Genomic DNA, 23,503 nt, shown 5'->3' on the forward strand with positions numbered 1-23,503 from the left:
GCGCCGCTCACCTCGCGAGAGGTGGCGGCGCCGTCGGTGCGTCCGGAGGTGGGAGACGCCTGGGCGCGCCGCACGCCGGGGGCGCAGGGCGCCCGGCCGACGCGACGTCGTCGGGCCTAGGTGCCCGAGCGGTGCTGCTCGGCGTGCGCGATCGCGAGCGTGAGCTCGTGCCGGATCGGGGCGACGACCGCCGCGTCCGGGTACAGCGCGAGGGCCTCGAGGTGGTGCTTGGCCTCGAAGATGCGGTCCGCGTCGATCGCGGCCAGGACGAGCTGGCGCCCGGCCTCGGGCGTGTGCTCGCGCGCTCGCCAGTGCCCCACCCCCAGGCCCAGGGCCTCGACCGGCAGGTGCGCCTCGCGCAGGATCTCCATGCTCTCGGCGAGCGCGAGCCCCGACGGGTCGCGCTCGGCCGCGGTCGCGAACCGCCGCAGCGCCGCCTCCTGGTCGTCCTCGAGCGAGAGCCGGCCCAGCTCCACGAGCGGGTACCAGCCGCGCGGGTGCCCCGCGAGCTCCTCCGCGAGGGCCCAGACCGCGAGGTCCGCGGCCTGCTGCTTCTCGCTCTCGTCCGCGGGGGCCGCGAGCGGGTCCGCGGACACGTGGGACTCGGCCGCCCGCCGCCGGACGATCTCGGCGAGCGCCTGGAAGGCCCGCTCGTCGTTGGGGTCGTCGACGAGCATGGCGCGCAGCGCGTCCTCGTGCACGGTGTCTCCTCGCCTGTCGGCGCTGGTGGGGCGACGAGCACCCACGGTCGACGCCGAGGACTGGCGTCGCATGAGCTGTCGTAGTCGGGGCATCAGTGCCATGGATCGACCCTAGCGGCTCCCGTCCGCCTCGCCGCGTGAGGACCGCATGTCATGGTTCCCCGTTTTGTGGACTCCCCACAACCACGCCGTATGCTCGGGGCGTGCCGATCACGGGGAACTCCGACAACCTGCAGCGACTTCGCGACGGCAGCGGGCTGCTCGCCGCGGCCGCCCTCCGACGCCTCGACGAGGACCTCCCCTGGTACCGCGCGCTGCCTGCCGACGACCGCTCGTACGTGGGGCTGGTCGCGCAGTCGGGCATCACGGCGTTCGTGACCTGGTACGCCAACCCGGCCTCTCCCCCGCACGGCGTGAGCGAGATCTTCGCGGCCGCCCCCTCCGAGCTCACCCGGTCCATCTCGCTCCAGCACACGCTGCAGCTCGTGCGGATCGTGGTCGAGGTCGTCGAGGCGTACTCCGACCAGCTCGCGATCCCCGGCGGCGAGCGCGACCTGCGCGAGGCCGTGCTGCGCTACTCGCGCGAGGTCGCGTTCTCGGCCGCGGAGGTCTACGCGCGCGCCGCAGAGGTCCGCGGCGCGTGGGACGCGCGCCTCGAGGCGCTCATCGTCGACGCGCTCATCCGCGGCGACGGCGACGACTCGCTGCGCTCGCGCGTCTCGGCGCTCGGCTGGGGCGGCCACGGGTCGGTCCTGGTCATGGTGGGCACCGCGACCGCGCCGCTCGACGAGCTGCGCACGGCCGAGCTGCGGCGCGCGACGCGCCGTGCCGCGGGCGACGCGCTCGTGGGCATCCACGGCGACCGCCTGGTCCTCGTCCTGGGCGGTGAGGGCGACCTGCAGGCCGCGGCGGCCTCGCTGCTCCCCCGCTTCGGCCCGGGCCCCGTGGTGATCGGCCCCACGGTCCCCTCGCTCGACGACGCCGCGCGCTCGGCGCAGGCCGCGCTCGCGGGCCTGGCCGCGGCCCCCGCCTGGCCCCAGGCCCCGCGGCCCGTGCTGGCCGACGACCTGCTGCCCGAGCGCGTCCTGACGGGCGACACCACGGCCCGCCGCACCCTGGTGGTCCAGGCGTACCGCCCCCTGCTCGAGAGCACGGGCGCGATCCTCGAAACGCTGTCCGCCTACCTGGGCACCGGACGCTCGCTCGAGGCCGCCTCGCGCAGCCTGTACGTGCACCCCAACACCGTCCGCTACCGCCTGCGCAAGGTCGCCGAGATCACGGGCTGGGACCCGCTCGACGCGCGCGAGTCGTTCGTGCTGCAGATCGCGCTCGCGCTCGGCCAGCTCTCGGGCGACCCGGCGGGGCGCTGAACCGCGCACCTCTGGTGCGGGGCGGCGCCGTCGGCGACGCCGCCATCCCGCGCCTCTTGTAGGTTCGGCACAAACGGCCCGGACAAGGTTGGTGCGGGTCGTGACGTCCCGGCGGCGTGCCGGGTTGGCACAGTTGACGAGTGCTAGCCGTCTTGTGCCCTGGACAGGGCTCCCAGTCCCCCGGAATGCTCGCCCCCTGGCTCGAGCTGCCCGGGGTCCCCGCGCAGCTCGACGCGTTCTCCGCCGCGTCCGGCCTCGACCTGCGTGCCCACGGCACCGAGTCGGACGCCGACACCATCCGTGACACCGCGGTGGCCCAACCGCTCATCGTGTCGGCCTCGCTGATCGCTCTGCGCGCGATCCTCGACGGCCGCGACACGTGCGAGGTCGTCGACGTGACCGCGGGCCACTCGGTCGGCGAGTTCGCAGCCGCAGCCGTCGCGGGCGTGTTCGAGGACGCCGCCGCGGTGGGCCTCGTGACGGCCCGCGCCCGCTTCATGGCCGAGGCAGCCGCCGCGACGCCCACCGGTATGGCCGCGGTCGTGGGCGGCGACGCCGAGGAGGTCCTCGCCGCGATCGAGGCCGCGGGCCTGTGGCCCGCGAACGTCAACGGCGGCGGGCAGGTCGTGGCCGCGGGCTCGCTCGAGGGCATCACGACGCTCGGGGCCAACCCGCCGGCCAAGGCCCGGGTCATCCCGCTCCAGGTCGCGGGCGCGTTCCACACGCCCTTCATGCAGTCCGCGCTCGACGCGTTCGCCCCGGTCGCCGCGGGCTGGGACGCGACGGACCCGCGCCTGCCCTTCCTCTCGAACGCCGACGGCGCCTCGTACGCGAGCGTCTCGGGTGCGGAGTCCGGTGGCTTGTTCGGCCTCGAGCAGGACGTGCTCTCGCGCCTCACGGCCCAGATCGCGGCCCCGGTCCGCTGGGACCTCTGCCAGGAGACGCTCGCGTCGCTCGGTGTGACCGCGATCCTCGAGCTCGCGCCGGGCGGGGTCCTCACGGGCCTCGCGCGCCGCACGCTCCCAGGAGTCGAGACGGTCGCGGTCAAGTCGACCGCGGACATCGACAAGGCTCGTGACCTCATTGCGCGCCACAGCGACGCGGCCGGCTCCTCGGCCGCCGGCGAGACTCCGCCCGCCGACGGGGCCACCGCGTGAGCGCGCTGACGATCCGCCAGGCTGCGGGCGCCGAGTACTCGCGCGTCCTGGGCATCGGCGGGGTCCGCGGCGAGAACGTCGTCTCGAACGACGACCTCGCGGGACCGATCGACTCCTCGGACGAGTGGATCCGCCAGCGCACGGGCATCGTCACGCGCCGACGTGCGGGCGCCGACGTCGACGTCGTCGACCTCGCGGAGGGCGCTGCGCGCAAGGCGATCGCCGCGGCGGGCCTGACCGGCGGCGACGTCGACGCGGTCCTGTTCGCGACCACGACCTACTTCCACCAGACGCCCTCGGCCGCCGCGGTGCTCGCGGACCGGCTCGGCGCCACCCCGGCGGCCGCGTACGACCTCTCGGCGGCCTGCGCCGGGTACACGTACGGGATCGCCCAGGCGGACGCCCTGGTGCGGTCGGGCGCGGCGCAGCACGTCCTCGTGGTCGGCGCGGAGAAGATGAGCGACTTCGTCGACCCGACCGACCGCACCATCTCGTTCCTGCTCGGTGACGGCGCGGGCGCCGCGGTGGTCGGCCCGTCCGACACCCCCGGCATCGGCCCCACGATCTGGGGGTCGGACGGCGGCAAGGCCCCGGCGATCCGACAGACGCACGCATGGTCGGACCTGCGCGAGAACCCCGAGCTCGGCTGGCCGACGCTGCGCCAGGACGGGCAGACGGTCTTCAAGTGGGCCGCCTTCCAGATGGCCCCGGTCGCCGAGAAGGCGCTCGCCGCCGCAGGCGTCACCGCGCAGGACGTCCAGGCGTTCATCCCTCACCAGGCCAACATGCGCATCATCGACCAGATGATCAAGCAGCTCGGCCTGCCGGAGTCGGTGGCCGTCGCGCGCGACATCGCGGAGACCGGCAACACGTCGGCCGCCTCGATCCCGCTCGCGACCGACCGGCTCCTGTCCGAGGGCCTGGCGACGTCGGGCGACCTCGCGCTGCAGATCGGCTTCGGCGCGGGCCTCGTCTACGCGGCGCAGGTGATCGTCCTCCCGTAGGGGAGAATCATCCTGTCTGTCCCCGGTCCGCGTCCGCGCGGGGCACGGGACGGGCACGTACGACCTTTCCACAGTTCCACTGCAGGTTCCCGGTGCCGGACGGCCCCGGCACCCATCACAAGGAGAAACCCATGGCTTACACCGAGCAGGAAGTCCTCGCTGGTCTCGCGGAGATCGTCAGCGAAGAGACCGGCCTCCCCACGGACGCCGTCCTCGCCGAGAAGTCCTTCACGGACGACCTCGACATCGACTCGCTGTCGATGATGACGATCGTGACGCACGCCGAGGACAAGTTCGGCGTCCGCATCCCCGACGAGGAGGTCAAGAACCTCTCGACCGTCGGCGACGCAGTGTCCTTCATCACGGGCGCACAGGCCTGACCAGCTGCTCGACAGCTGATCGGCGCCGGGCCCTCGCGGCCCAGCCGGTGCGGGCCGGCGGTCGACGACCGCCGGCCTGCCCGCCCCCCTTCCTCCCCCTCACTCACCTGGAGCTGCCATGACCTCCGTCCGTGAAGTCGTCGTCACCGGTCTCGGTGCCACCACGCCGCTCGGCGGGGACGTGGCCTCCACCTGGGCCGCGGCGCTCGCCGGGCAGTCCGGCGCACGCACCCTCGAGAACGACTGGGCCGAGCGCTACGAGATCCCCGTCACGTTCGCCGCGCAGATCAAGGTCAAGCCCGAGGACGTCCTCGCGCGCCCCGAGATCAAGCGCATGGACCCGTCCACGCAGTACGCGATGATCGCGACGCGCGAGGCCTGGGCCGACGCCGGCAGCCCGGAGATCGACGGCGACCGCCTCGGCGCGGTCGTCTCGTCGGGCATCGGCGGCATCTGGACCACGCTCGACGGCTGGGACACGCTCAAGGAGCGCGGCGCGCGGCGCATGCTGCCCATGACCGTGCCCATGCTCATGCCGAACTCGGCCGTGGCCTACGTCTCGCTCGAGATCGGCGCCCGTGCCGGTGCGCACGCGCTCGTCTCGGCCTGCGCCTCGGGCGCCGAGGCCATCGGGTACGGCGTCGACATGATCCGTGCCGGTCGCGCGGACATCGTCGTGGCCGGCGGCACCGAGGCCACGATCCACCCCATGCCCATCGCCGCGTTCGCGGCCTCGCGCACCCTGTCGCTGCGCAACGACGACCCGCAGGGCGCCTCGCGGCCCTACGACGTCGACCGCGACGGGTTCGTGATCGGCGAGGGCGCGGGCATCGTGGTCCTCGAGAGCGCCGAGCACGCAGCGGCCCGCGGTGCGCGCGTGTACGCCCGCATCGGCGGCGTGGGCCTGTCCTCGGACGCGTACCACATCACCTCCCCGGACCCGGAGGGTCGCGGGCAGGTCGCCGCGATGACCCGTGCCCTCGGGGAGGCCGGTGCGCAGGCGCGCGACGTCGTGCACGTCAACGCCCACGCGACCTCGACCAAGGTCGGCGACCTCACCGAGACGCGCTCGATCCGTACGGTCCTGGGCGACGACGCGGACCACGTCCTGCTCTCGGCCACCAAGTCGATGACCGGGCACCTGCTCGGCGGCGCAGGCGCCCTGGAGACCATCTTCACGGTCAAGGCCGTGCACGAGCGCCTGGCTCCCCCGACCATCAACGTCGCCCAGCCCGACCCCGAGCTCCAGGTCCCCCTGGTGCGCGACGTCCCGGCCGAGCTGCCCGCAGGCGACATCGCCGCGATCAACAACTCGTTCGGGTTCGGCGGCCACAACGTCGCCCTCGTGGTGACGAACGCCTGACCCACGTCGTCGGCGCAGTCCTCCTGCGCCCCGATGCATCGACGCCCGGTGGGCGCGAGGACCTTCGCCCTCGCCCCCACCGGGCGTCCGTGCGTCCGGGGTGTGCGCGCAGGGCTTCCTTGAATCGTTAGGACTGGTTAGTATTCTGCGCAACGCGGTCGCCAGGGCCGTCCTCGACGTGGAGGTACACGGGTGAGCACCGCACGCTCCCGCACGGTCGTGCAGCGCGCGACCATGGTCGTCGTCCTGGCGGTGGTCTCGTTCCACATGCTCTCGACGTTCCTGTACGCCGCGCCCAGCTCGTCCCTCAGCCAGGAGGCCGCGCCCGTCACGACCGCGCACATGCGGCCCCTGTTCGGGCAGAACTGGCAGATCTTCGCCCCGGACCCGCAGTCGGTCGACCTGCGCGTCTGGGTGCGTGCCTCGACCCGCGACACCCAGGGCACCGAGTCGGTGACCGAGTGGGTCAACCTCGGCGACGTCTTCAACGAGCAGGTGCGGCACCAGATCCTGCCCACGCGCACGTGGCGCATCCCCGTGAGCGTCAACCGCTTCTACACCTCGGCCTACGGCGCGCTCGTGGGGCAGCAGCAGGCCGTGGTCCAGTCGGACCACGTCGCCTCCACGGAGGGCGGCCAGGGACGCCAGGACCTCACCAAGGCACTCCTGGGCACAGGAGCGAGCGTGAGCGGCATCGACTCGTACCTGCTCGCCGAGGACGCCCTGTACCTGTTCGGCACGCAGGCTGCACTCGACCTGTGGCCGGACACCGAGCTCGTCGCGATCCAGATGAGCACCTCGACGCAGGGCGTCGTCCCGTTCGAGCAACGCCTCGTCCCGGGTGTGCAACGACCCGAGGAGCAGTTCACCCGGCTCGGCTGGCGCGACCCGTCGCCCGTCACCCCCGAGGCCCGTGCAGGCTTCAGCAGCGTCTTCGGAGGGTGGGTCTCATGAGCGGGCTGGTGACGAGCGCGACCACCTGGCTCCGCACGACGTACGCGGCCGGTGAGTCCTGGATGCTCGACTCGCGCAAGGCCTCCTACGGGACGGCCGTGCTGCGCATCGGCTTCGGCCTGATCCTGGTCGTCCAGCTCGTGGCGGGCTGGGGCGACCGGAGCCTGGCGTGGGGAGCCGGGCGCAGCTTCGCCCAGGGGCGCGTCGACGTCGACGAGTTCCCGGCCTTCCTCGACCTGTTCTTCAACGGTTCCGCGCCGGCGTGGGCGTTCGACCTCCAGTACCTGGCGCTCGTCGCGCTCTCGGTGCTGCTGGTCCTGGGCTGGCGCTCGCGGATCGTGATCCCGGTGCTGCTCGTGCTGTACATCGCGCTGTTCCGGACCAACCCGTTCATCGGCGACGGCGGCATCCAGCTCATGCGGATGGTGCTCGTGTACATGCTCTTCGCGGACACGTCGGGCAGGTGGTCCCTCGATGCCCGACGGCGCCGCGCGGCCCAGGCGTCCGGCACGCCCTCGCGGTTCGCGTCGTGGGCCTGGCTGGGGACACTGCTGCACAACGGCGCGGTCCTCCTCATCGCCTTCCAGATCTTCGTCGTCTACGTCGCCTCCGCGATGTACAAGATCCAGGGCGGCATGTGGCAGCACGGCACGGCGATCTACTACGTGTTCCAGCTCGACGAGTTCTCGACGTGGCCGCAGGTCACCGAGCTGATCGGCCGCTCCGGGGTGCTGGTCGCGATCCTGAGCTACAGCGCGGTGTTCGTGCAGCTCTTCTTCCCGTTCCTGCTGCTGCGACGCCCCACCCGCATCCTGGCCCTGATCGCCATCACGGGCATGCACCTGGGGATCGGGGTGCTCATGGGGCTCATGTACTTCTCGATGACCATGATCGCGATCGACGCGATCTTCATCCGTGACGTGACCTACGAGGGGGTGCAGCGCCGTCTGGCCCCCGTCCTCCGACGCACGTGGGACGGCATCCGACGACGTCCCACCGTCCCGCCCGCGGCCCCGGAGGAGCTGGCCGCCGACGGACCGGACCCTGCTCGTGAGGCCACGCCCCGGGAGGACGGGGACCTCGTTCCCGCGGGGGCCGCTGCCCCTTCCAGCCCGATGGCAGGGGACGTCGAGGGCTCCGGCGCACCGGAGCGGGATGCAGCGATGCCCGCCGGTTCCTAGTAGCCGGCGGGCATCGGGCGACCGTGGTCGCTGGGGTCGGTGAAGCGGGTCAGCCCACCCGGTGGAGCCATCGCACGTTGGATCCCTCGCCCGCGTAGCGGAAGGGCTCGAGCTCGTCGTCCCACGCCTTGCCCAGCGCGAGGTGAAGGGCCTCGCGCATGGCCCGGTTGTCGTGCGAGACCTCGAGCGCCGCACGGACCCGGTCCTCGGGGATCACGACGTTGCCGTGCACGTCGGTCACCGCGTGGAAGATGCCCAGGTCAGGGGTGTGCGACCAGCGGGCGCCGTCGGCACCGTGGCTCGCGTCCTCGGTGACCTCGTAGCGCAGGTGCGACCAGCCGCGCAGCGCCGAGGCCAGGCGCGCGCCCGTGCCCTGCGCGCCCTGCCAGGCGTACTCCGCCCGGTACAGGTCGCGCGCAGCAGGCTGCTCGGTCCAGTCCAGCGTGACGCGCACGCCAAGAACGTTCCCGGCAGCCCACTCCAGGTGCGGGCTCAGCGCCCGGGGCGCCGAGTGCACGAAAAGAACACCGCGTGTGATGGCACCAGTCATGTCGTCCTCCCTAGGTCGAGGTTTCGTCTTCCCCAACGTCCTCACCCAGGGTGAATCATCATGCAGGGTCGTCCAGCGGTATACCAGGCATATCTTGCCCGAGACCTCGGCGGATCGCGAGGGGAGAACTCCCCATCGCAGATTTCACCCGCTCCGGGTAGGACCGCGCGCGGTCCGCACCGGCTGCGCATACGCCGCCGCGATCCCCGGCCGCAGGGGTTCCCAGGGGCCGGGGATCGCGTGACATTGCGTCAGAGCTGCGCGCGCATCTCGCGCATGGCCTTCTTGCGGACCGCCTTGTCCAGACGGTCGAGGTAGAGCATGCCGTCCAGGTGGTCGGTCTCGTGCTGCAGGCAGCGCGCCATGAGGCCGGTGCCCTCGACCGTGATCTCGTTGCCGTCGAGGTCCATGCCCACGACACGTGCGTACCAGGCGCGTCGCGTCGGGTACCACAGGCCCGGGACCGAGAGGCAGCCCTCGTCGCCGTCCTGGATCTCGTCGGAGAGCTCGACGATCTTCGGGTTGAGGACGTAGCCGATCTCGTCCTCGATGTTCCAGGAGAAGGCGCGCAGGTTCACGCCGATCTGGTTGGCGGCGAGGCCCGCGCGGCCTTCGTAGTCGACGGTCTCGACGAGGTCGGCGACCAGCGAGCGGACCCGGTCGTCCACGGTGGTGATCTCGTCGCACGGGGTGCGGAGGACGGGGTCCGGAATCACGCGGATCTCTCTCATCGCCATGGGCGTCATTGTTTCATGACGCCCGTGCCGGTCTCACATCCGCGCGTACCGAGCACGCGCGAACGAGTACACCCCGTACGCCGCGAAGCCGACGCCCGTCGCGGTCAGGAGGAACGCGCCGAACGGCTGCGCGCCGATCGTCCGCAGCGCGGTGTCGAGACCGCTCGCCTTCTCGGGGTCCGCAGTGGCCGCCGCAGTGACGACGAGCACCCCCAGGACGGCCAGGGCGATGCCCTTGGCGATGTAGCCGACCCGTCCCAGGACGACGACGGCGTTGCCGACCTGCCCCTTCGCGTTGCCCTCGAGGTCGCGCAGGAACCACTTCTTCCAGCCCTTGACCACGTGGTAGACACCCGCTGCGGCGATGCCGACACCCACCACCCCGACGAGCACCCGCCCGGCGCCGTTGGCCAGGAGCGAGGCCGTGAGGCTGTCCTGACCGCCGCCGGAGCCCGAGCCGCTGACGACCTGGAAGGTCAGCACCCCGAGCGCGAGGTAGATCACGGCCTTGCCGACCGACTTGGCCCGGAAGGTCGCCTGGTCCTTCGCGTCACCGCTCGTCCCGGCGACGGCCTCGAGAACCTGCCAGACCCCGAGGGCTGCGAACGCGACGACGGCGAACCACAGGACGAACGCTCCCCCGGTCGTGCTCGCGACCTCCTGGAGGGCGCCGGTCTGGTCGGCCTCTCCGCCGCCCGATCCCGTCGCGATCCTGACCGCGATGACCCCGATCATGATGTGGAGCAGGCCGCTGACCGCGTACCCGGCCCGGGCGAGTGCCCGCAGCCCCTTGCTCTGCTGAAGCCGCTGGGCGGTCCCTGACGTCGTGCGGTTCGAGCCGGTGCTCATGGTGCATCTCCTTCAGGTCGTCGGACGTGGCATCGTGTCACGACCGGCCGTCACTCGCCCGCTGAACGGGACGATCCGGGCGTCAGGGAGGTATGGGGCGCTTCGGTCTCGATCGGTCGTGCGCGACCCTCTGGAGGCGCGCGGAGGGGTGCCGGTGCCCGGGGCCGGTCCTGTCCGGGTCGGTCGGTCCGGGACCGAGCACGAGGTTGCGACCGTTCTGGCGGCGAAAGCGACCGCAACCTCGTGCTCGACCGCACGCAAGGTCGTTCTCGGCAGGGTCCGGCCGAGGCAGGGGCCCGTCGAGTCAGCGCCCCGTCGCCTCCAGGTAGTCGCGCAGCACCACGGCCTGGTTGTCCTGCTCGTCCTTGGCCCCGTACAGCAGCGTCACGACGGGGTGCTCGGCCACGATCGCGCGCAGCTCCTCGACTGCCGGGTTCTCGTCGAGCTCGGCACGGTAGCACACGACGAACTCGTCGAACAGGGAGCGGTCGTGGTGGAACCATGTCCGGAGCTCGTTCGAGGGCGCGACCTCCTTGAGCCACCGGTCGACGTGCGCTCGCTCCTTGCTCACACCGCGCGGCCAGAGGCGGTCGACCAGGACGCGGTACCCGTCGTCGGGCGTGGCGGCGTCGTAGACGCGTCGGATGCGGAGGGGCATGCCTCCATGGAACGACGGGTGCGGTCTCTACGCACGACGACGGCGCGGTCCACACCAGGCCCCTCGGCGACGGATCTGCCGCCCGAGCCGACCACCGCCGTCGCGTGGCATCGAAGGGCAACCGCACACGCGGTCGACCTTGCCGCCACGCGCACCCGTCAGTCGCGCGGTCGGTGGCCCGTGGCGGCCTCGTACAGGTCGGGGTCCACGTCGAGGTAGTCGGCCGCGTGGGCCCGCACGACCCGGAACCCGGCGGCGCTCAGCACCCGGACCATCGACGCTCCGGCCGGAGCGTTCGTCGTGTGCACGACGACGATCCCGACCGCGACGGGCGACACTGTCGCCGCCCTCATCGACCGCGTCGCCAGGACGTTCGGGCAGGTCGTCGCCGCCACGATCGTCGCAGGCATCGCCTGGGGCGACATCCGCTGGGCAGACCTCCTCGTCCAGGCCACCGTAGCCGCACTCGGCACGCTCCTCATCGACCTGACCAGCACCCTCCCCGAAGTCCCCAACGACGTCCCAGCCCCGCTCGAGCGCGCCCACCACGTCACCGTCCGTCTCACGAGCCAGGGCGGGACGATCTCCTACACCGAGCAGCGCGACGACGGCTGGCACTGCGGCGTCCAGCTCGACGGCTCCGACCTCGTCACGATGTACCGCACGAACGACCTCACCTGATTCTCAACATGACGAAGCCCCGCCTTCGCTCCCTTCTGGGAGCAAGGCGGGGCACTCCGTCGTAGCCAGTGGGGCTACTCTTCCCCCGTGACCTCCTCGACTCTTGCAGATCTCCTTCGTGACTCTGAAACGCGCGGCTGGGCGGTGGCCGAGCCCAAAGGACCACATTTCATGGTGAAGCACCAGCTCACCAGTGAGGCCGAACTACTTGGGTGGAGACCTATTGAGAATCGACGTGGAGAGGACCCGGTCGCGATCCTGAAGCCCCAGACTCAGAAGGAGGCGCACCCTGCATCAATCAGTGCCGAGGTTGGCCTAGGGCAACAGCCCCTTCATACCGACGGGGCCCACCTGCGCAAGGTGCCGGACTATGTCTTGTTGTGGTCCATGAATGTGAGCACTACGCCAACCCGTGTCTGGGACGCCACGAAGTCCATCGAGCCTGCAGACCGCGACGGGATTTTCTCGGTCACATCTGGCGGTGAGACATGGCTGACCCCAGCTTGGGATGGGGGGCTGCGATTCGATCCAGTTTGCATGAATCCCCTGGATGCTTTTGCTCGAAGACTTGCTGTCATGCTTGAGAATCCGCCAGATGGTGCCGTAGATGAGATCGCCTGGAACACGGCGGGGAAAGTTCTTCTGATCCGGAACCGGCGGGTCCTGCACGGTCGAGCGGCGATAACTGATGGTGACACCGGCCGACGAATCGGGCGAGTCGCTTACCACGTCGGAGGAGCACGATGAGCGCGTTCGATGCTGACGCATTCTGGGTAAAGGCGCGACTCTTCGTGAACCGCGCTATGGAGCCGGGCGACGAACGAAGCCAGGACGAACGTCGGCTCTGGGCGGCGCTCGCCCTCGAGCTCCTTGCAAAATGGGCACTCGCGGAAACTTCACCGACGCTCGTCGCCGATCCGGTCAATGCTGGCGGCGACCAGTTGCTGAAGGCGCTAGGACTCAAGGAGGGTGGACCTTCCGTCACCGTGAGTGCGTCGACTGCATTCAAGCGTTGCCAGTCCATCTACCGCCCGTTCAGCGAACAGGATGCGTCCAAGTTCTCCAAGGCACGCAACGACTATCTGCACGGCGCGGAGTTCGCACTTGTTGGCCCTCCGGACAACGCATGGTGGTCAAGGTACTGGTCTCTCATTCATGTCTTGCTCACAGCACACGAGCGCCCTATCGACGACTTCGTCGGATCGGCACGCGTTGCAGAAGTAGAGGAACACCTCGCCCGTAACGCGATGCGCACTAAGCACCAGTTCGAGGCAGCCGTTGAAGCGGCACGCCGCAACTTGGCCCGCTTCGAGGCGGGGCAGATGACGGCGATCGAAACGCAACGCTGGGCGTTGCTGAGCGATCGCAGAGCGTGGCTTTCGTATAGCGACCAGGCGACTTGTCCAGCTTGCGGAGCCCTGGGCACAGTCGAATCTGACGATGCACTGGATCGGAATGTCAGTTACGAATACGACGACGGCTACGCCACGGTTGATGTGACGTTCGTGCCAGACCACTTTAGTTGCCCGAAATGTCACCTTCTGCTCGACGATCACGAACTCATCACAGAGGCCGGACTAGATGAGGAGCACGTGGTTCCTTCCGACGAGGATCCATACGACGAGGGTGAGTACGGGAACGACTGACGGGCGCAGGTGCCGCGAGCCCTTGCATCGCACCGACTGGCTGGCGATCACTAGTGCCCGCGGCATCCCGCCCATGCGCAGATCCAGAAGGTAGCCCTGGACCTGATCCCGGTCACCGTCAGAATCGCGTGGGAGTGCGACGGGCTCGAACTCGTCGACGCCGTCGCGCCGGCCGGGCCTCACGCCTGTTCCTGGCGACCATGTTCTATCGCCGCTCGCACGATCGGGGCGTCTGGTTCGGCCCGCCCTACGTCCGCCAGAGTTTGCCGCTAGCCTGGGCCGCACCTACCGAAGAGAGGCGGCCCAGTAGTGGCTGAGACGGCAGCACGCGCATGGATCGACTCGGGCTGGGGGTACGAGGTGAGAAGTCGAGATCAGCTTCTCAGGACGGTCGGTCGCGTCTCAACTCTTCGCAACGGTCGGATCTACGCGTGGAGAGGGCAGAGTCGAGCTCGCTACGACCTCTCATCGTCTCTCTACCGTCACCTCGCGAAGTCGGGCCCTGTAGACGAGGAGCGAATGCGAGAGACAGAGAAGAGGATCATCCGCGAGGCACGACGCTTTGGGCTTGGTCGTGATCTCGGGGCGTCGAACTCGGACGCTCATCTACTCGCCAGCCTGCAGCACCACGGCGTGCCCACCAGACTCCTGGACGTCACGTCGAATCCGTTCACCGCCCTCTGGTTCGCGACTCGTCGCCCGAAGGCCGGCCAGAACAGCGCCGGCGTTCTGTTTGCCATCGACGTCACCGAGATGCCATGGGCGCATACCTTCGCCCATGACGCAATAACATACGCCCAGGCGGCCGAGCCCCTGAGTGCTCAATTCACTCTTCTGCTCATGAAGTCGTTCGCAGAACGACAGCCGTTCCGGCTCTATCCCGCCATCCCGGACGACCGCATGCGCGCGCAGGAAGGGTACTTCATCGGTAGCCCAATGCCCGATGCACCGCAAGTCCCGCGCGTTCCCGACTTAGATCTCGCGGCAGGGAGTCCGCCAGGCGCCGACGCCCTTCTTCGCCTCGCTGAAGACTCCGATCGCGGAGTAGGGCGCCCTGCGCGCCTGCCCTTCCTTGCGCTCGTCATTCCTCCCAAGGTCAAGGCTGCGATGGATGACCCCCTCACCGGCACATTCAACCGTCGGCGCCGCGTCCTCTTTCCGGATGTCGACGGATTTCGTGATGCGTTCAATTACGAGGAACTGGATCTCAAGTCGCCCGGACCCTCCTACCGCTTTGAGGTGTACGACCGCTAGCGGCCGGCCCGTGGCCTCTGCTTCTCGTTCATCGCTTGGTTGGCCTTGCCCACTGTGGACTGGGCGATGCGGCAGGTCCGGCACCGGCGCCGGGCCCCAGCGTCGGACGGGAAGCGGTAGGTGTTCTCGGGCGGGTACTCATGCCCCTGGGGGCGGTGGGTCGTGGCAGCCTGTCTGTCGCCTCCGGACGAGCGCTCGGTGCGGCCCGTGCGCAGGCGCCGCTGGTAGTGCATCTTGCACACGTCCTGCCGGCCGGACCGCGGACGCTCGCACCCCTCGACGCTGCACGGCGCAGGTGCTCGCGGTGTGCGCAACGGGGCGGTCTGCTCGAACCGCTTGAACACCGCGGCCGCCTGCTCGTCGTCGAGGATCCACGGGCCCGACGTCGGCCGCTCTCAACTCTGCTCCGCGATCCACGACCACACACTCGGCGCGACACCCCGGCCTCGCGCGCGAGCTCACGAATCGTCCATCCCCCTGCCATGCCGGGAACCTACCCGTGCGGAGCCTCGATCCCCCGTCGCCCGGTCACTCTGGTAAAACTCGACGCTATCCCCTAGCGTTCGGACATGAGCAGACGATGGCGAATCACCGGGATTTCGACAGCAGCGGGCGGCCTTCAGTGGGAGTATCTCGACGGTGACGCGGAGATCGCACGGAGGGTGATCTCGATCCTCGAGGACAAGCGGATGCTGTGGGAGGACTTCGCATACGAGGTCCCAAACCACGTGCTGGAATCGGCGAGCCAAGCTCGAGACGACCTCACCGAACAAATCAGCACCAAAGGCATCTCTCCCGAACTTGCCAGTCTGCTGAAGGAGATCCGCAAACTGCTGGCGAACTTTATGACGACTGCGCCACTCCAAGACAACGGCTTCGCGGTCCTGAGGCCGGAGCCGTTCTTCGTTGCGCTCGGCGGGCTTCGAGCAGCGGTTGGCGAACGGCTAGCACTGCTGACCTCACGGTACAAACTCGACGTCGACGACGATCTCCGGAGCATCATCCCCGATACAGGGGCCTGGTTCTTCGAAGCGTTTGATGCGTAGCTCGGCACAAGAGATGGCAACCGGTCGAGTCGCACGACCGTGCCCGAGCCGCCTGCATCGGCCGGTGGTCCCGATCCTCCCGCTTACGCGGGATAGGTCTCCTCCACGAGCTCGAACCGCTCGCTAGCTGCGCGGACCTCGCGGACGATCTCGCAGACCCGCGTCCGTCCGAGCCCGAGGTCGCGGGCGATCTCCCGACCGGACGCCCCCTCGCGGACACGGCGCTCGATGTCCGGACAGACGGCCTCGACGGACACGGACGACCGTGCCGAGCGGACGGACACCGTCCGGGTGTCCGCATCGCTGTCCACCCGTCCGTCCGCCACGTAGGCGCTCGCGGCCATGACGGTCAGCTCGTCGACGACTTCGACCTCCGGGCCGGCCTGCTCGATCTACTCGAGCACGACGAACGGGTCCGGCATCCGCCCGTCCGCGTCCGTGTCGCTGTCCGTCCGGCTGTTCGCGTCCGTCTGCCTGTCCGGCTCGACGGCGCTCGCGGCCACGAGGGCCAGGCGTCCGATCATGATGCGTGCTGCGGTGTGCGAGGTGACTTGGGTCCCGATCGGGAAGAACGCGACGAGGCCAGCCCCGGCGATGCCTTCCCAGCCGCACGGGCCGGACGACCAGGCGTACGCCGCGTTGGCGGACGCGGACACGAGCGTCCAGAACGTAACCCACGTCCAGGCCCACGGTGTCGACTCGCTGCGGGCGAAGTGGATGAACGCCGCGAGGATGAAGTCGATCTGAGCTGCGTCGATCGAGACTGGGATGAGCCATGCGCGCCCGGGCCGGACTACCGCCCAGGGCGCGACGGCGGACAGGCCGTCGAAGCTGAGCAGGAACGACGTCGCGGCCAGGAGCCCAGTCAGGGACGCCGCGACGACGAGCACGGCGAGGTGGTCGGGGTTGATGCGTGCGGGGCTGTGTGCGGTCGTCTGGGCGGTTATGACGGGCCTCTCGGTGTCGGGGCGGCGCGGGAGAGTCTGGGCGGCTGCGGTGGCGCTCATGCTGCGATCCGGCGGTGTGCGGCGGCACGTACTGCGGCGATGGTCTCGGGGCTGGCGGGACGTGCGGTGGCGTGGGCGTCGTGCTCGGCCAGGAGTCGCTGCACGGCGGAGGGCCCGCGCTCGGCGACAGGGGTGACGGTGACGGGCTGCGGCGGGGTGCTGGTGGCGAGCGCGGCGAGGCGGTAGCGGAGCAGGCCGGGACCGCGGGCTCCGGTGAAGTCCTGGGTGCGCAGCTCGTGGCCGAGCGTCTCGCGGGTCCAGCCTGCGGTACGCAGCGAGGCGGCGTGTGCGCGGGTTGCGGTGGCCGTCAGGCCGATCGCCAGGGGGTGGGAGCGGATCTCCTCCACCAACCCGACAACGTCGTCGTCCTGGCCCTGGTTGGTGGGATGGGGAGAGGGATAGGTCAGGGGATCGGGGTCGTCTGCCGACACGATCTCGTCGCGAGGCGACACCCTTTCGTCGTGAGGCGACACGACCGGCGGCGTGCTCGTGCTCGTCGTCGTGGGGACCGGCATCGTCGCGGCGACCTCGTCGGGGATCGTCAGGGCGTACCTGGTGGCCACACCGGTGCTGCCCGGGGTCGTGACCTTGAGCCACCCGGCCGCGGCCAGCCGGCGCAGGGCGCCCGTCGTCGACGTGCGCTTGAGGGAGGTCCGCTGACGCAGGCGCTCGGGGCTCACCCAGACGCGCAGGGTGCCGCTCGAGGCGTGGTCGGCGTAGGTGAGCGCGACGAGCTTCTCGGTCGCGGTGAGGTCCGATGCCCAGATCGCGTCGCGCCAGGCGTACATGCGCCGCGCGGAGTCGATGGGGTGGTGCGCCGTGCCCGGCAACGATGCCGTAGGCAGGCTGATAACGTGTGCGTCAGCCATGGGAGAGCCCTAACTCTTCAGTGGTGAGGCCCCGGCTGAGTGTTCCACCACTCGTCGGGGCCGTTCTATGTCGTTGTGGGCGTCACTGTAGCGCAGATTCCCGCCGTTTACGCCAGAGCCCCGGCCCTCTTCGGAGGGTCGGGGCTCTGCGCGTATGGTTGCTGCATTTTTGCTGCACGACTGAACACGCATCAGTCAAGACCTGGCAAAACCCGCAGGTCACAGGGGTAGGGCAGGTGGGGCTTGAACCCACGACCGGCGGATTATGAGTCCGATGCTCTGACCGACTGAGCTACTGCCCCTCGGCGGACAAGCGTACCGGCAGGTGCGCGCCCGTCGGGCAGCAGGGCAGTACCGTGTCTGACATGGCTCTGTTCGCCCGTAGCTCCCTGCCCGACGACGCCCGCAGGTCCCTGCGCCTCGCCCCCAAGGACGCGGTGCTCGCTGCGGCGCAGCTCGTCGACGGCTCGTGGGCCGCGGCGACGCGCACGGTCCTGGCCACGACGGGTGAGGACGGCTCGTCCCGCCCCTGGTGCGACGTGGACCGCGCAGGCTACGACCCGGTCACCGCGTCGATCACGGTCGAGTGGGTCGACGGCGCCGCTCCCCTGGTCCTGCGTCTCGCCGACTCGCGGCGCACCACGCTGGCACAGACCGTCCGGGAGCGCGTGCAGTCTTCGGTCGTGCTCGCGGAGGTGGTCGCTCTCGGGGCCGGCCGGTCGGCCAAGGTCGCGGTCCGCCGCGACACCGACGGCTCGCTCTTCTCGCAGGTCGTCGCCGAGGCCGGGGTGGACCTCGACGACCCGCGGACACGGGCTGCGATCGACGCCGCGGAGGACCGGGTCCGCTCGATGTCCGGACTACCCCTCTGATGCTGATAGAGTTTTCTCCGGTCGCCCAACCGGTGCAAAACGGTGGGTGAGCGGTCCCGCGTAGCTCAGCTGGCAGAGCATCCGACTGTTAATCGGACGGTCGTAGGTTCAAGTCCTACCGCGGGAGCACGACGAGAGGCCCCTGATCTGCGGAGACGCAGGTCAGGGGCCTTTGTCATCCCTCGGGTCACCTCGAGCCGGCGAGAGGTGTGACCTTCATCTCAACGGGCTGAGCGGCTGTGCGCCACGACCTACCTGGGCCGGGACGAGGCCTCCTCCGGTACCTGCTCCCTCGACACGGCGCGGCATCACGGCGACCCGGAACGCGAGGTAGCGGTCGACGTTGGCGACCGCCCGGTAGAGGCCGACCAGGAAGGTCGCCAGTCCGGACAGGGCCACGAGACCACCGAGGACCAGGAGCGCAGCCACCCCCGAGGCGTCAGGCGACCCGCCGTAGGACGATGCGCCGTACGTCGCGGCCCCGTCGAGCGCGAGGGCTACGACGACGAGGAGCTGAGCGAGAGCCAGGGCGGACACCCCGCCCACGATCAGAGGGGCACTGCGGGCAAGGGTGGGTACCGCGACGACACGTGACATGAACGGTCTCCTCGGAGAGAGCCTGGAGCGACGGGGGTCCTCCCCGCGGTGGTGCCGGCCGGCACCCACCATCCTCACCCGGTCGAGGCGGCTCTCGGCCGCTGTCCACAGCACCTTGTGCGGGTCGATCGCACCGCGGACGGACGGAGGGCGGCACGCGTCACCCTCGACGACCGGGCGCGTCACCCTCGTCGACCGCGCGCACGCCACGTCCTCAGGCGCCTTCGCGCAGCTCTCGACGTTCCCGCTCGACGGCCAGGAGCTCGGCGAACGCCGCACCGTAGGCATCCTGGTCCCCCGCAGGGTCCAGGCGCTGGAGGCGGCTCTTGGCGTCCGCGACGCGCCGTGTGAGGCCCAGGTCGACGAACGCCTTGATGACACCCTTGACGTACCCCTGGATGACGTTCTCGCGGTCCTCGGGCAGCGGGGCGACGGCCAGCTGGTTGACGATGCCGCGCACCGTCTCCGGGGACTGCTCGATCACGGCCTCGACCCACTGCCCTGCCGGGTGCGCGGCCGCTCCGGCCATGCCGCCCGCGGCCCGGATCGCGTCGTGCACGGCTCGCCACGCGGGCGTCGCGAAGGCCGACTCGGAGAACGCGTCGAACTCCTCGGCGGGCACGAACTGGGGGTACTGGAGCGCGACGACGAGCGCCTGCCGCTCGAGACGGGCCACGGGGTCGCGCGGGTCCGGCGGAGAGAAGACCGGGCCCGACGGCGCGGCCGGAGCTGCGTCGTCGGGCGAGGGGGAAGGCGGGCGGACCGGGGCCGGCAGCGTCTGCGGGACCCCCGCCTTGCCCGCCGCCGCGACCGCGCGGCGCACCGACTCCGAGTCCATGCCGATCCAGCCCGCGAGCATGCGCGCATACTCGGGCCGCAGGGCCGTGTCGCGGATGCCCGCGACGACCGGGGCCGCGGCGCGCAGCGCGGCCACGCGCCCCTCGGCGGTGTCCAGGTCGAACGTGTCGAGCGTGGTGCGGATGACGAACTCGAACAGGGGCTGGCGGCCCTCGACGAGCGCGCGGACACCCTCCGGGCCGTGCGCCATGCGCAGCTCGCACGGGTCCATGCCGCTCGGCTCGACCGCGACGAACGTCTGCGCGTAGAAGCGCTGGTCCTCGCCGAACGCGCGGACCGCGGCCTTCTGGCCCGCCGCGTCGCCGTCGAACGTGAAGACGATCTCTCCCCCGAGCGACGCGCCCGACGCGAGCTGGAGCCCGCCGCCCGCGGTCGTGTCACCCAGGAGGCGGCGCACGATGCGCGCGTGGTCCGAGCCGAACGCCGTGCCGCACGTCGCGACGGCCGTCGTGATGCCCGACAGGTGCGCGGCCATGACGTCGGTGTACCCCTCGACGACCACGACGCGCTTGTTCTTGGCGATCTCCCGCTTCGCGAGGTCGATCCCGTAGAGCACCTGGGACTTCTTGTAGAGCGTGGTCTCCGGGGTGTTGAGGTACTTGGGGCCCTGGTCCTCGTCGAAGAGCTTGCGCGCACCGAACCCGATGGTCTCGCCCGTCACGTCGCGGATGGGCCACACGAGACGTCCGCGGAAGCGGTCGTAGATGCCACGCTGGCCCTGGCTCATGAGGCCCGACGCGATCAGCTCCGCCTCGGTGAAGCCGCGCCCGCGCAGGTGGCGCAGCAGCGCGTCCCAGCCCGTCGGCGCGAACCCGACACCGAAGCGCTCGGCGTCCGACCGGTCGAAGCTGCGCTCGGCCAGGAACGTGCGCGCGACCGTGGCGCCCGGAGCGAAGAGCTGCTCGGAGAAGAACTGCGAGGCCACGCGGTGCGCCTCGAGCAGGCGCTGTCGCTTGCCGGGCTCCTCGGTGCGGCGCGGGCCGCCGCCCTCCTCGTACCGCAGCTGGATGCCCACGCGGTCCGCGAGGTACTCGACGGCCTCCGTGAACGTCATGCCGTCGATCTTCTGGACGAACGAGATGACGTCGCCGCCCTCGTTGCAGCCGAAGCAGTGCCAGCGCCCCACCTGGGGGCGGACGTGGAAGGACGGGGAGCGCTCGTCGTGGAAGGGGCACAGGCCCTTGAGCGAGCCGACACCGGCCGGCTTGAGCGTCACGTGCGAGGACACGATCTCGTCGATCCTCGCGCGTTCGCGCACCGCATCGACGTCCTCGCGTCGGATCAGACCTGCCACGTACCCGAGTGTAGGTGCCGCCGGTGACGTCTCGCGCCGGGCCCCGTCCGATCAGCCATCAGCCGCGCCCACCGACCGCTCGGGTGACCTCAGGAGGACACGAGCTCGAGCAGCCTGGCCCGGGATTCCGCGCACCGCCGCGCGTACGCCCCGGGGGTGTGACCGGTCACGGAGACGAAGTCCACAGCCAGGTGCGCCTGGTCGTAGTAGCCCACGTCGACCGCGAGCGCCGACAGGTCCTGGCCGGGGTCCTGGGCGAGCCGCTCGGCCGCGAGGTGGACGCGATGGCGTTGCAGGACCCACTTGGGCCCGACGCCCAGCCGCTCGCCGAGCAGCCGCTGGAGGCTGCGCGTGCTCGTGCCCGCGACCCGGGCGAGGTCCGCGACGCGCGCTCGGGGTCCCAGGTCGCCCGAGGTCGCGGCGTCCAGCACGCGCGAGACCTGCGCGAGGTGCTGGTCCGGGGCGAGCCGCTCTCGCACGAGCCCCGCGAGGACGCGGACCGCGTCCTCGTCCTCGCCGCGCTCGGCGAGCGCGAGGGCGCGCTCCCCCGCCTCGTCCGCACCGGCGCCCAGCACGCCCGACGCCGGCACGGACGTCCCGCGCGGGACGTTCAGCGCGCCCGGACGCAGCTTGGCGGCCACGACGACGCCCGTCCCGACGAGGGTGCGGTCGAAGAGCCCCTCGGGGATGCCGTGGGCCGCGAACCCGCTGGGCTCTGCCACGAGGTTGACGCACGGGTGCGGGATGACGGTCTGCGTGAAGGACTCGCCCGCCGGCAGGTCCCACCGCACGAGCCAGAACCAGTCGACGCGGTCGGCGAGGTCCGCGGGAGCCGGGAACCGTCCGAGGGCGAACGCTCGGCGCGCGGCGACGGGGTCCACCACGCCGTAGGTGGTGGACGGGACGCCGGAGACCCCGGGGACGCTGCCGCGTTCGTGTCGCATTCCTCCAAGACTGCCACCGCGCACCGACAGACGATGGGGACATCAGCACCCGAGCACTGGAGGAACCATGGACATGTCCGCCCTGCACCCCAACCTGGCCGTCAGCGACGCCCGCGCGGCGATCGACTTCTACACCGCGGCGTTCGGCGCCGAGGTCGACGACGTGATCACGGCAGGGGACGCGATCATCCATTCCGACCTGCGCCTGCCCACGACGTCCGGGTTCTCGACGTTCACCGTCGCGCAGGAGTTCCCGGGGGCCGGCTCCGCGGCACCGGATCCCGAGGGCCCGACGCCCGTGTCGTTCACGGTGCCCGTCCCCGACACGGACGCGGCCTACGCCCGCGCGATCGCCGCGGGGGCGACGAGCACGGCCGAGCCCGCCGACTGGTTCGAGGGCTTCCGCCAGGCCGCGGTGCGCTGTCCGTTCGGGCACCGGTGGTACTTCGTGACGGTCGCGGGCTCGGTCACGCCCGAGGACGTGCAGCGGGCCAGCGACGCGTGGATGAGCGAGCAGCCGACCGGCTGAGCGCTCGCCCGTCCGCCCCGCCAGGGACGGTCGACCAGGCCCGGCCGACCAGGCCCGCCCGCCCGGCACGGGCGGTAACGTCCTGCCCATGACGAGCACCGAGCACCCCGGGAGCATCCGCATCTGGGGTGCTCCGTCGTTCACCGAGGAGCCCGCGGTGCCCTACCGGGCGCCCGAGGGGCGGTTCGTCGCCGACCCGTGGAGCCTCGCGACCAACGTGTTCGAGCCCGGCCACGCGCGCGAGTGGCCCGACGAGGTGCACTACGAGCACGAGCTCGTCTGGGGCGAGGGCGGGCCGCTCGACGTCGAGGCCACGGGCCGGCGGTGGCTGGTCCCGCCGAGCCTCGGCATCTGGTTGCCCGCCGGGACGCGCCACAAGGTCCGGGCCGACCCCGACGTGACCGTCTACGCGACCTACCTGAATCCCGACCAGGTCGCGCCGCGGTGGGAGAGCGTCGTGGGGGTACCGGTCAGCGCCCTGCTGCGCGAGCTGCTCCTGCACGACACCACGGCCGTCATGCCGGACACCAGCCGGCACAGCCTGCAGGCGCTCGCGATCGAGCAGATGCTGCCCCTGCCCGTGGCGAGCATCGAGCTGCGCATGCCGCGCGACGTGGACCTGCTGCACGTCGCCGAGCGGCTGCTCGCGTCCCCCGGCGACGGCCGGTCGCTCGACGCCTGGGCGTCCGACGTGGGCATGAGCCCGCGTTCCTTCATGCGGCGGTTCGTCGCCGAGACGGGGTTGTCCTTCGCCCAGTGGCGCATCCTCGCCCGGACGGGGGCCGCCCTGGTGCTGCTCGCCGAGGGCCGCTCGGTCCGCGAGGTCGCACGGACCGTCGGGTACTCGAGCCCGAGCACGTTCGTCACGGTCTTCCGTCGCACCACGGGCATGTCGCCTGCGGCCTACGCCCGCCTGCTCGGGGCCCCTGGCCACTGACCCTGGCGGGAAATCGGTCCGTGCTGGCAGGATTTCTCGATCCGGCCCGGGTTAGCCTCACCTTT

The 23,503-nt window shown here is 70.8% G+C and carries 26 protein-coding genes and 2 tRNA genes; 15 read left to right on the top strand and 13 right to left on the bottom strand.

Features of this window, described 5'->3' with window-relative positions; genetic code table 11:
* Positions 1-116 precede the first annotated feature (116 nt).
* The gene (locus ACIPWA_RS11040; protein WP_068626980.1) at positions 117-803 is read right to left on the bottom strand and encodes a hypothetical protein; all 687 of its coding nucleotides are present in this window, start codon (positions 801-803) and stop codon (positions 117-119) included.
* 101 nt (positions 804-904) lie between these two features.
* On the opposite strand from ACIPWA_RS11040, the gene ACIPWA_RS11045 reads away from it, so the two are divergent.
* The 7 genes from ACIPWA_RS11045 (at position 905) to ACIPWA_RS11075 (ending at position 8,110) form a co-directional block, all read left to right on the top strand.
* A complete protein-coding gene (locus ACIPWA_RS11045) occupies positions 905-2,071 on the top strand; it encodes a PucR family transcriptional regulator (protein ID WP_056651050.1) in 1,167 nt (388 codons plus the stop codon).
* A 140-nt stretch (positions 2,072-2,211) separates the two neighbouring features.
* Positions 2,212-3,228: an ACP S-malonyltransferase gene (locus tag ACIPWA_RS11050; RefSeq protein ID WP_400290144.1), complete on the top strand. Its 1,017-nt coding sequence runs from the start codon at positions 2,212-2,214 to the stop codon at positions 3,226-3,228.
* Positions 3,225-4,232 (top strand): beta-ketoacyl-ACP synthase III, encoded by a 1,008-nt coding sequence (locus tag ACIPWA_RS11055; protein WP_068626976.1) that lies wholly within the window; start codon positions 3,225-3,227, stop codon positions 4,230-4,232. Before ACIPWA_RS11050 ends, ACIPWA_RS11055 begins: the two co-directional genes overlap by 4 nt.
* A gap of 131 nt (positions 4,233-4,363) precedes the next feature.
* Positions 4,364-4,612 carry an acyl carrier protein gene (locus ACIPWA_RS11060; protein ID WP_056651042.1) on the top strand — a complete coding sequence of 83 codons (249 nt, stop codon included), beginning with the start codon at positions 4,364-4,366 and terminating at the stop codon, positions 4,610-4,612.
* 118 nt (positions 4,613-4,730) lie between these two features.
* A complete protein-coding gene (locus ACIPWA_RS11065; RefSeq protein WP_056651039.1) occupies positions 4,731-5,975 on the top strand; it encodes a beta-ketoacyl-[acyl-carrier-protein] synthase family protein in 1,245 nt (414 codons plus the stop codon).
* Between the two features lie 192 nt (positions 5,976-6,167).
* On the top strand, positions 6,168-6,929 hold the full coding sequence (locus tag ACIPWA_RS11070; protein WP_400290147.1) for a DUF5819 family protein: 762 nt from the start codon (positions 6,168-6,170) through the stop codon (positions 6,927-6,929).
* Positions 6,926-8,110: an HTTM domain-containing protein gene (locus ACIPWA_RS11075; protein WP_400290150.1), complete on the top strand. Its 1,185-nt coding sequence runs from the start codon at positions 6,926-6,928 to the stop codon at positions 8,108-8,110. Before ACIPWA_RS11070 ends, ACIPWA_RS11075 begins: the two co-directional genes overlap by 4 nt.
* A 49-nt stretch (positions 8,111-8,159) precedes the next feature.
* Here ACIPWA_RS11075 and ACIPWA_RS11080 read toward each other — a convergent pair whose 3' ends face one another.
* The 5 genes from ACIPWA_RS11080 to ACIPWA_RS11100 all read right to left on the bottom strand — a co-directional run bounded on the left by ACIPWA_RS11080 (position 8,160) and on the right by ACIPWA_RS11100 (position 11,212).
* Positions 8,160-8,660, bottom strand: a complete 501-nt coding sequence (locus ACIPWA_RS11080; protein WP_056651029.1) for a DUF3145 domain-containing protein — start codon at positions 8,658-8,660, stop codon at positions 8,160-8,162.
* A gap of 251 nt (positions 8,661-8,911) precedes the next feature.
* Entirely contained in the window at positions 8,912-9,397 is a 486-nt protein-coding gene (gene def, locus ACIPWA_RS11085; RefSeq protein WP_056651026.1) for a peptide deformylase, read from the bottom strand.
* A gap of 33 nt (positions 9,398-9,430) precedes the next feature.
* Complete coding sequence (locus tag ACIPWA_RS11090) at positions 9,431-10,246, bottom strand: DUF1206 domain-containing protein (protein WP_056651023.1); 816 nt, start codon at positions 10,244-10,246, stop codon at positions 9,431-9,433.
* Between the two features lie 304 nt (positions 10,247-10,550).
* A complete protein-coding gene (locus ACIPWA_RS11095; RefSeq protein ID WP_400290153.1) occupies positions 10,551-10,904 on the bottom strand; it encodes a DUF488 domain-containing protein in 354 nt (117 codons plus the stop codon).
* Positions 10,905-11,062: 158 nt separating this feature from the next.
* Positions 11,063-11,212: a hypothetical protein gene (locus ACIPWA_RS11100; protein ID WP_400290155.1), complete on the bottom strand. Its 150-nt coding sequence runs from the start codon at positions 11,210-11,212 to the stop codon at positions 11,063-11,065.
* On the opposite strand from ACIPWA_RS11100, the gene ACIPWA_RS11105 reads away from it, so the two are divergent.
* The 4 genes from ACIPWA_RS11105 to ACIPWA_RS11120 all read left to right on the top strand — a co-directional run bounded on the left by ACIPWA_RS11105 (position 11,205) and on the right by ACIPWA_RS11120 (position 15,531).
* Entirely contained in the window at positions 11,205-11,585 is a 381-nt protein-coding gene (locus ACIPWA_RS11105; protein ID WP_400290157.1) for a hypothetical protein, read from the top strand. The two genes, ACIPWA_RS11100 and ACIPWA_RS11105, sit on opposite strands and share 8 nt — an antisense overlap.
* A gap of 743 nt (positions 11,586-12,328) precedes the next feature.
* Positions 12,329-13,231: a hypothetical protein gene (locus ACIPWA_RS11110; RefSeq protein ID WP_400290159.1), complete on the top strand. Its 903-nt coding sequence runs from the start codon at positions 12,329-12,331 to the stop codon at positions 13,229-13,231.
* A gap of 360 nt (positions 13,232-13,591) precedes the next feature.
* Positions 13,592-14,485, top strand: a complete 894-nt coding sequence (locus tag ACIPWA_RS11115; protein ID WP_400290737.1) for an FRG domain-containing protein — start codon at positions 13,592-13,594, stop codon at positions 14,483-14,485.
* Between the two features lie 569 nt (positions 14,486-15,054).
* Positions 15,055-15,531, top strand: coding sequence for a DUF6650 family protein (locus ACIPWA_RS11120; protein WP_400290162.1), 477 nt, complete (start codon positions 15,055-15,057; stop codon positions 15,529-15,531).
* An 83-nt stretch (positions 15,532-15,614) separates the two neighbouring features.
* Here ACIPWA_RS11120 and ACIPWA_RS11125 read toward each other — a convergent pair whose 3' ends face one another.
* The 4 genes from ACIPWA_RS11125 to ACIPWA_RS11140 all read right to left on the bottom strand — a co-directional run bounded on the left by ACIPWA_RS11125 (position 15,615) and on the right by ACIPWA_RS11140 (position 17,709).
* On the bottom strand, positions 15,615-15,875 hold the full coding sequence (locus ACIPWA_RS11125; protein ID WP_400290164.1) for a hypothetical protein: 261 nt from the start codon (positions 15,873-15,875) through the stop codon (positions 15,615-15,617).
* A 48-nt stretch (positions 15,876-15,923) separates the two neighbouring features.
* Positions 15,924-16,538, bottom strand: coding sequence for a DUF2637 domain-containing protein (locus ACIPWA_RS11130; RefSeq protein WP_400290167.1), 615 nt, complete (start codon positions 16,536-16,538; stop codon positions 15,924-15,926).
* Entirely contained in the window at positions 16,535-17,407 is an 873-nt protein-coding gene (locus ACIPWA_RS11135) for a hypothetical protein (protein WP_400290169.1), read from the bottom strand. The genes ACIPWA_RS11130 and ACIPWA_RS11135 overlap by 4 nt, the downstream gene beginning before the upstream one ends.
* Before the next feature lie 228 nt (positions 17,408-17,635).
* Positions 17,636-17,709 (bottom strand) — tRNA-Ile (locus tag ACIPWA_RS11140).
* Positions 17,710-17,772: 63 nt separating this feature from the next.
* Between ACIPWA_RS11140 and ACIPWA_RS11145 the strand changes: the two genes are divergently transcribed.
* Together ACIPWA_RS11145 and ACIPWA_RS11150 are read left to right on the top strand one after the other, a co-directional pair.
* Positions 17,773-18,279, top strand: coding sequence for a hypothetical protein (locus ACIPWA_RS11145; RefSeq protein WP_056650858.1), 507 nt, complete (start codon positions 17,773-17,775; stop codon positions 18,277-18,279).
* Positions 18,280-18,333: 54 nt separating this feature from the next.
* A tRNA-Asn gene (locus tag ACIPWA_RS11150) sits at positions 18,334-18,406 on the top strand.
* 89 nt (positions 18,407-18,495) lie between these two features.
* Here ACIPWA_RS11150 and ACIPWA_RS11155 read toward each other — a convergent pair.
* The 3 genes from ACIPWA_RS11155 to ACIPWA_RS11165 form a co-directional block, all read right to left on the bottom strand.
* Positions 18,496-18,876: a hypothetical protein gene (locus ACIPWA_RS11155; protein ID WP_400290172.1), complete on the bottom strand. Its 381-nt coding sequence runs from the start codon at positions 18,874-18,876 to the stop codon at positions 18,496-18,498.
* A gap of 214 nt (positions 18,877-19,090) precedes the next feature.
* Positions 19,091-21,028 (bottom strand): DNA primase, encoded by a 1,938-nt coding sequence (gene dnaG, locus ACIPWA_RS11160; RefSeq protein ID WP_400290173.1) that lies wholly within the window; start codon positions 21,026-21,028, stop codon positions 19,091-19,093.
* Between the two features lie 89 nt (positions 21,029-21,117).
* The gene (locus ACIPWA_RS11165) at positions 21,118-21,972 is read right to left on the bottom strand and encodes an AraC family transcriptional regulator (RefSeq protein ID WP_068625789.1); all 855 of its coding nucleotides are present in this window, start codon (positions 21,970-21,972) and stop codon (positions 21,118-21,120) included.
* A gap of 73 nt (positions 21,973-22,045) precedes the next feature.
* On the opposite strand from ACIPWA_RS11165, the gene ACIPWA_RS11170 reads away from it, so the two are divergent.
* Positions 22,046-22,501: a VOC family protein gene (locus ACIPWA_RS11170; protein WP_169834213.1), complete on the top strand. Its 456-nt coding sequence runs from the start codon at positions 22,046-22,048 to the stop codon at positions 22,499-22,501.
* Positions 22,502-22,589: 88 nt separating this feature from the next.
* Positions 22,590-23,438: a helix-turn-helix domain-containing protein gene (locus ACIPWA_RS11175; RefSeq protein ID WP_056650843.1), complete on the top strand. Its 849-nt coding sequence runs from the start codon at positions 22,590-22,592 to the stop codon at positions 23,436-23,438.
* Positions 23,439-23,503 lie beyond the last annotated feature (65 nt).

The sequence above is a fragment of the Oerskovia enterophila genome, assembly GCF_044748475.1.
Taxonomy (GTDB): Bacteria; Actinomycetota; Actinomycetes; order Actinomycetales; family Cellulomonadaceae; genus Oerskovia; species Oerskovia enterophila.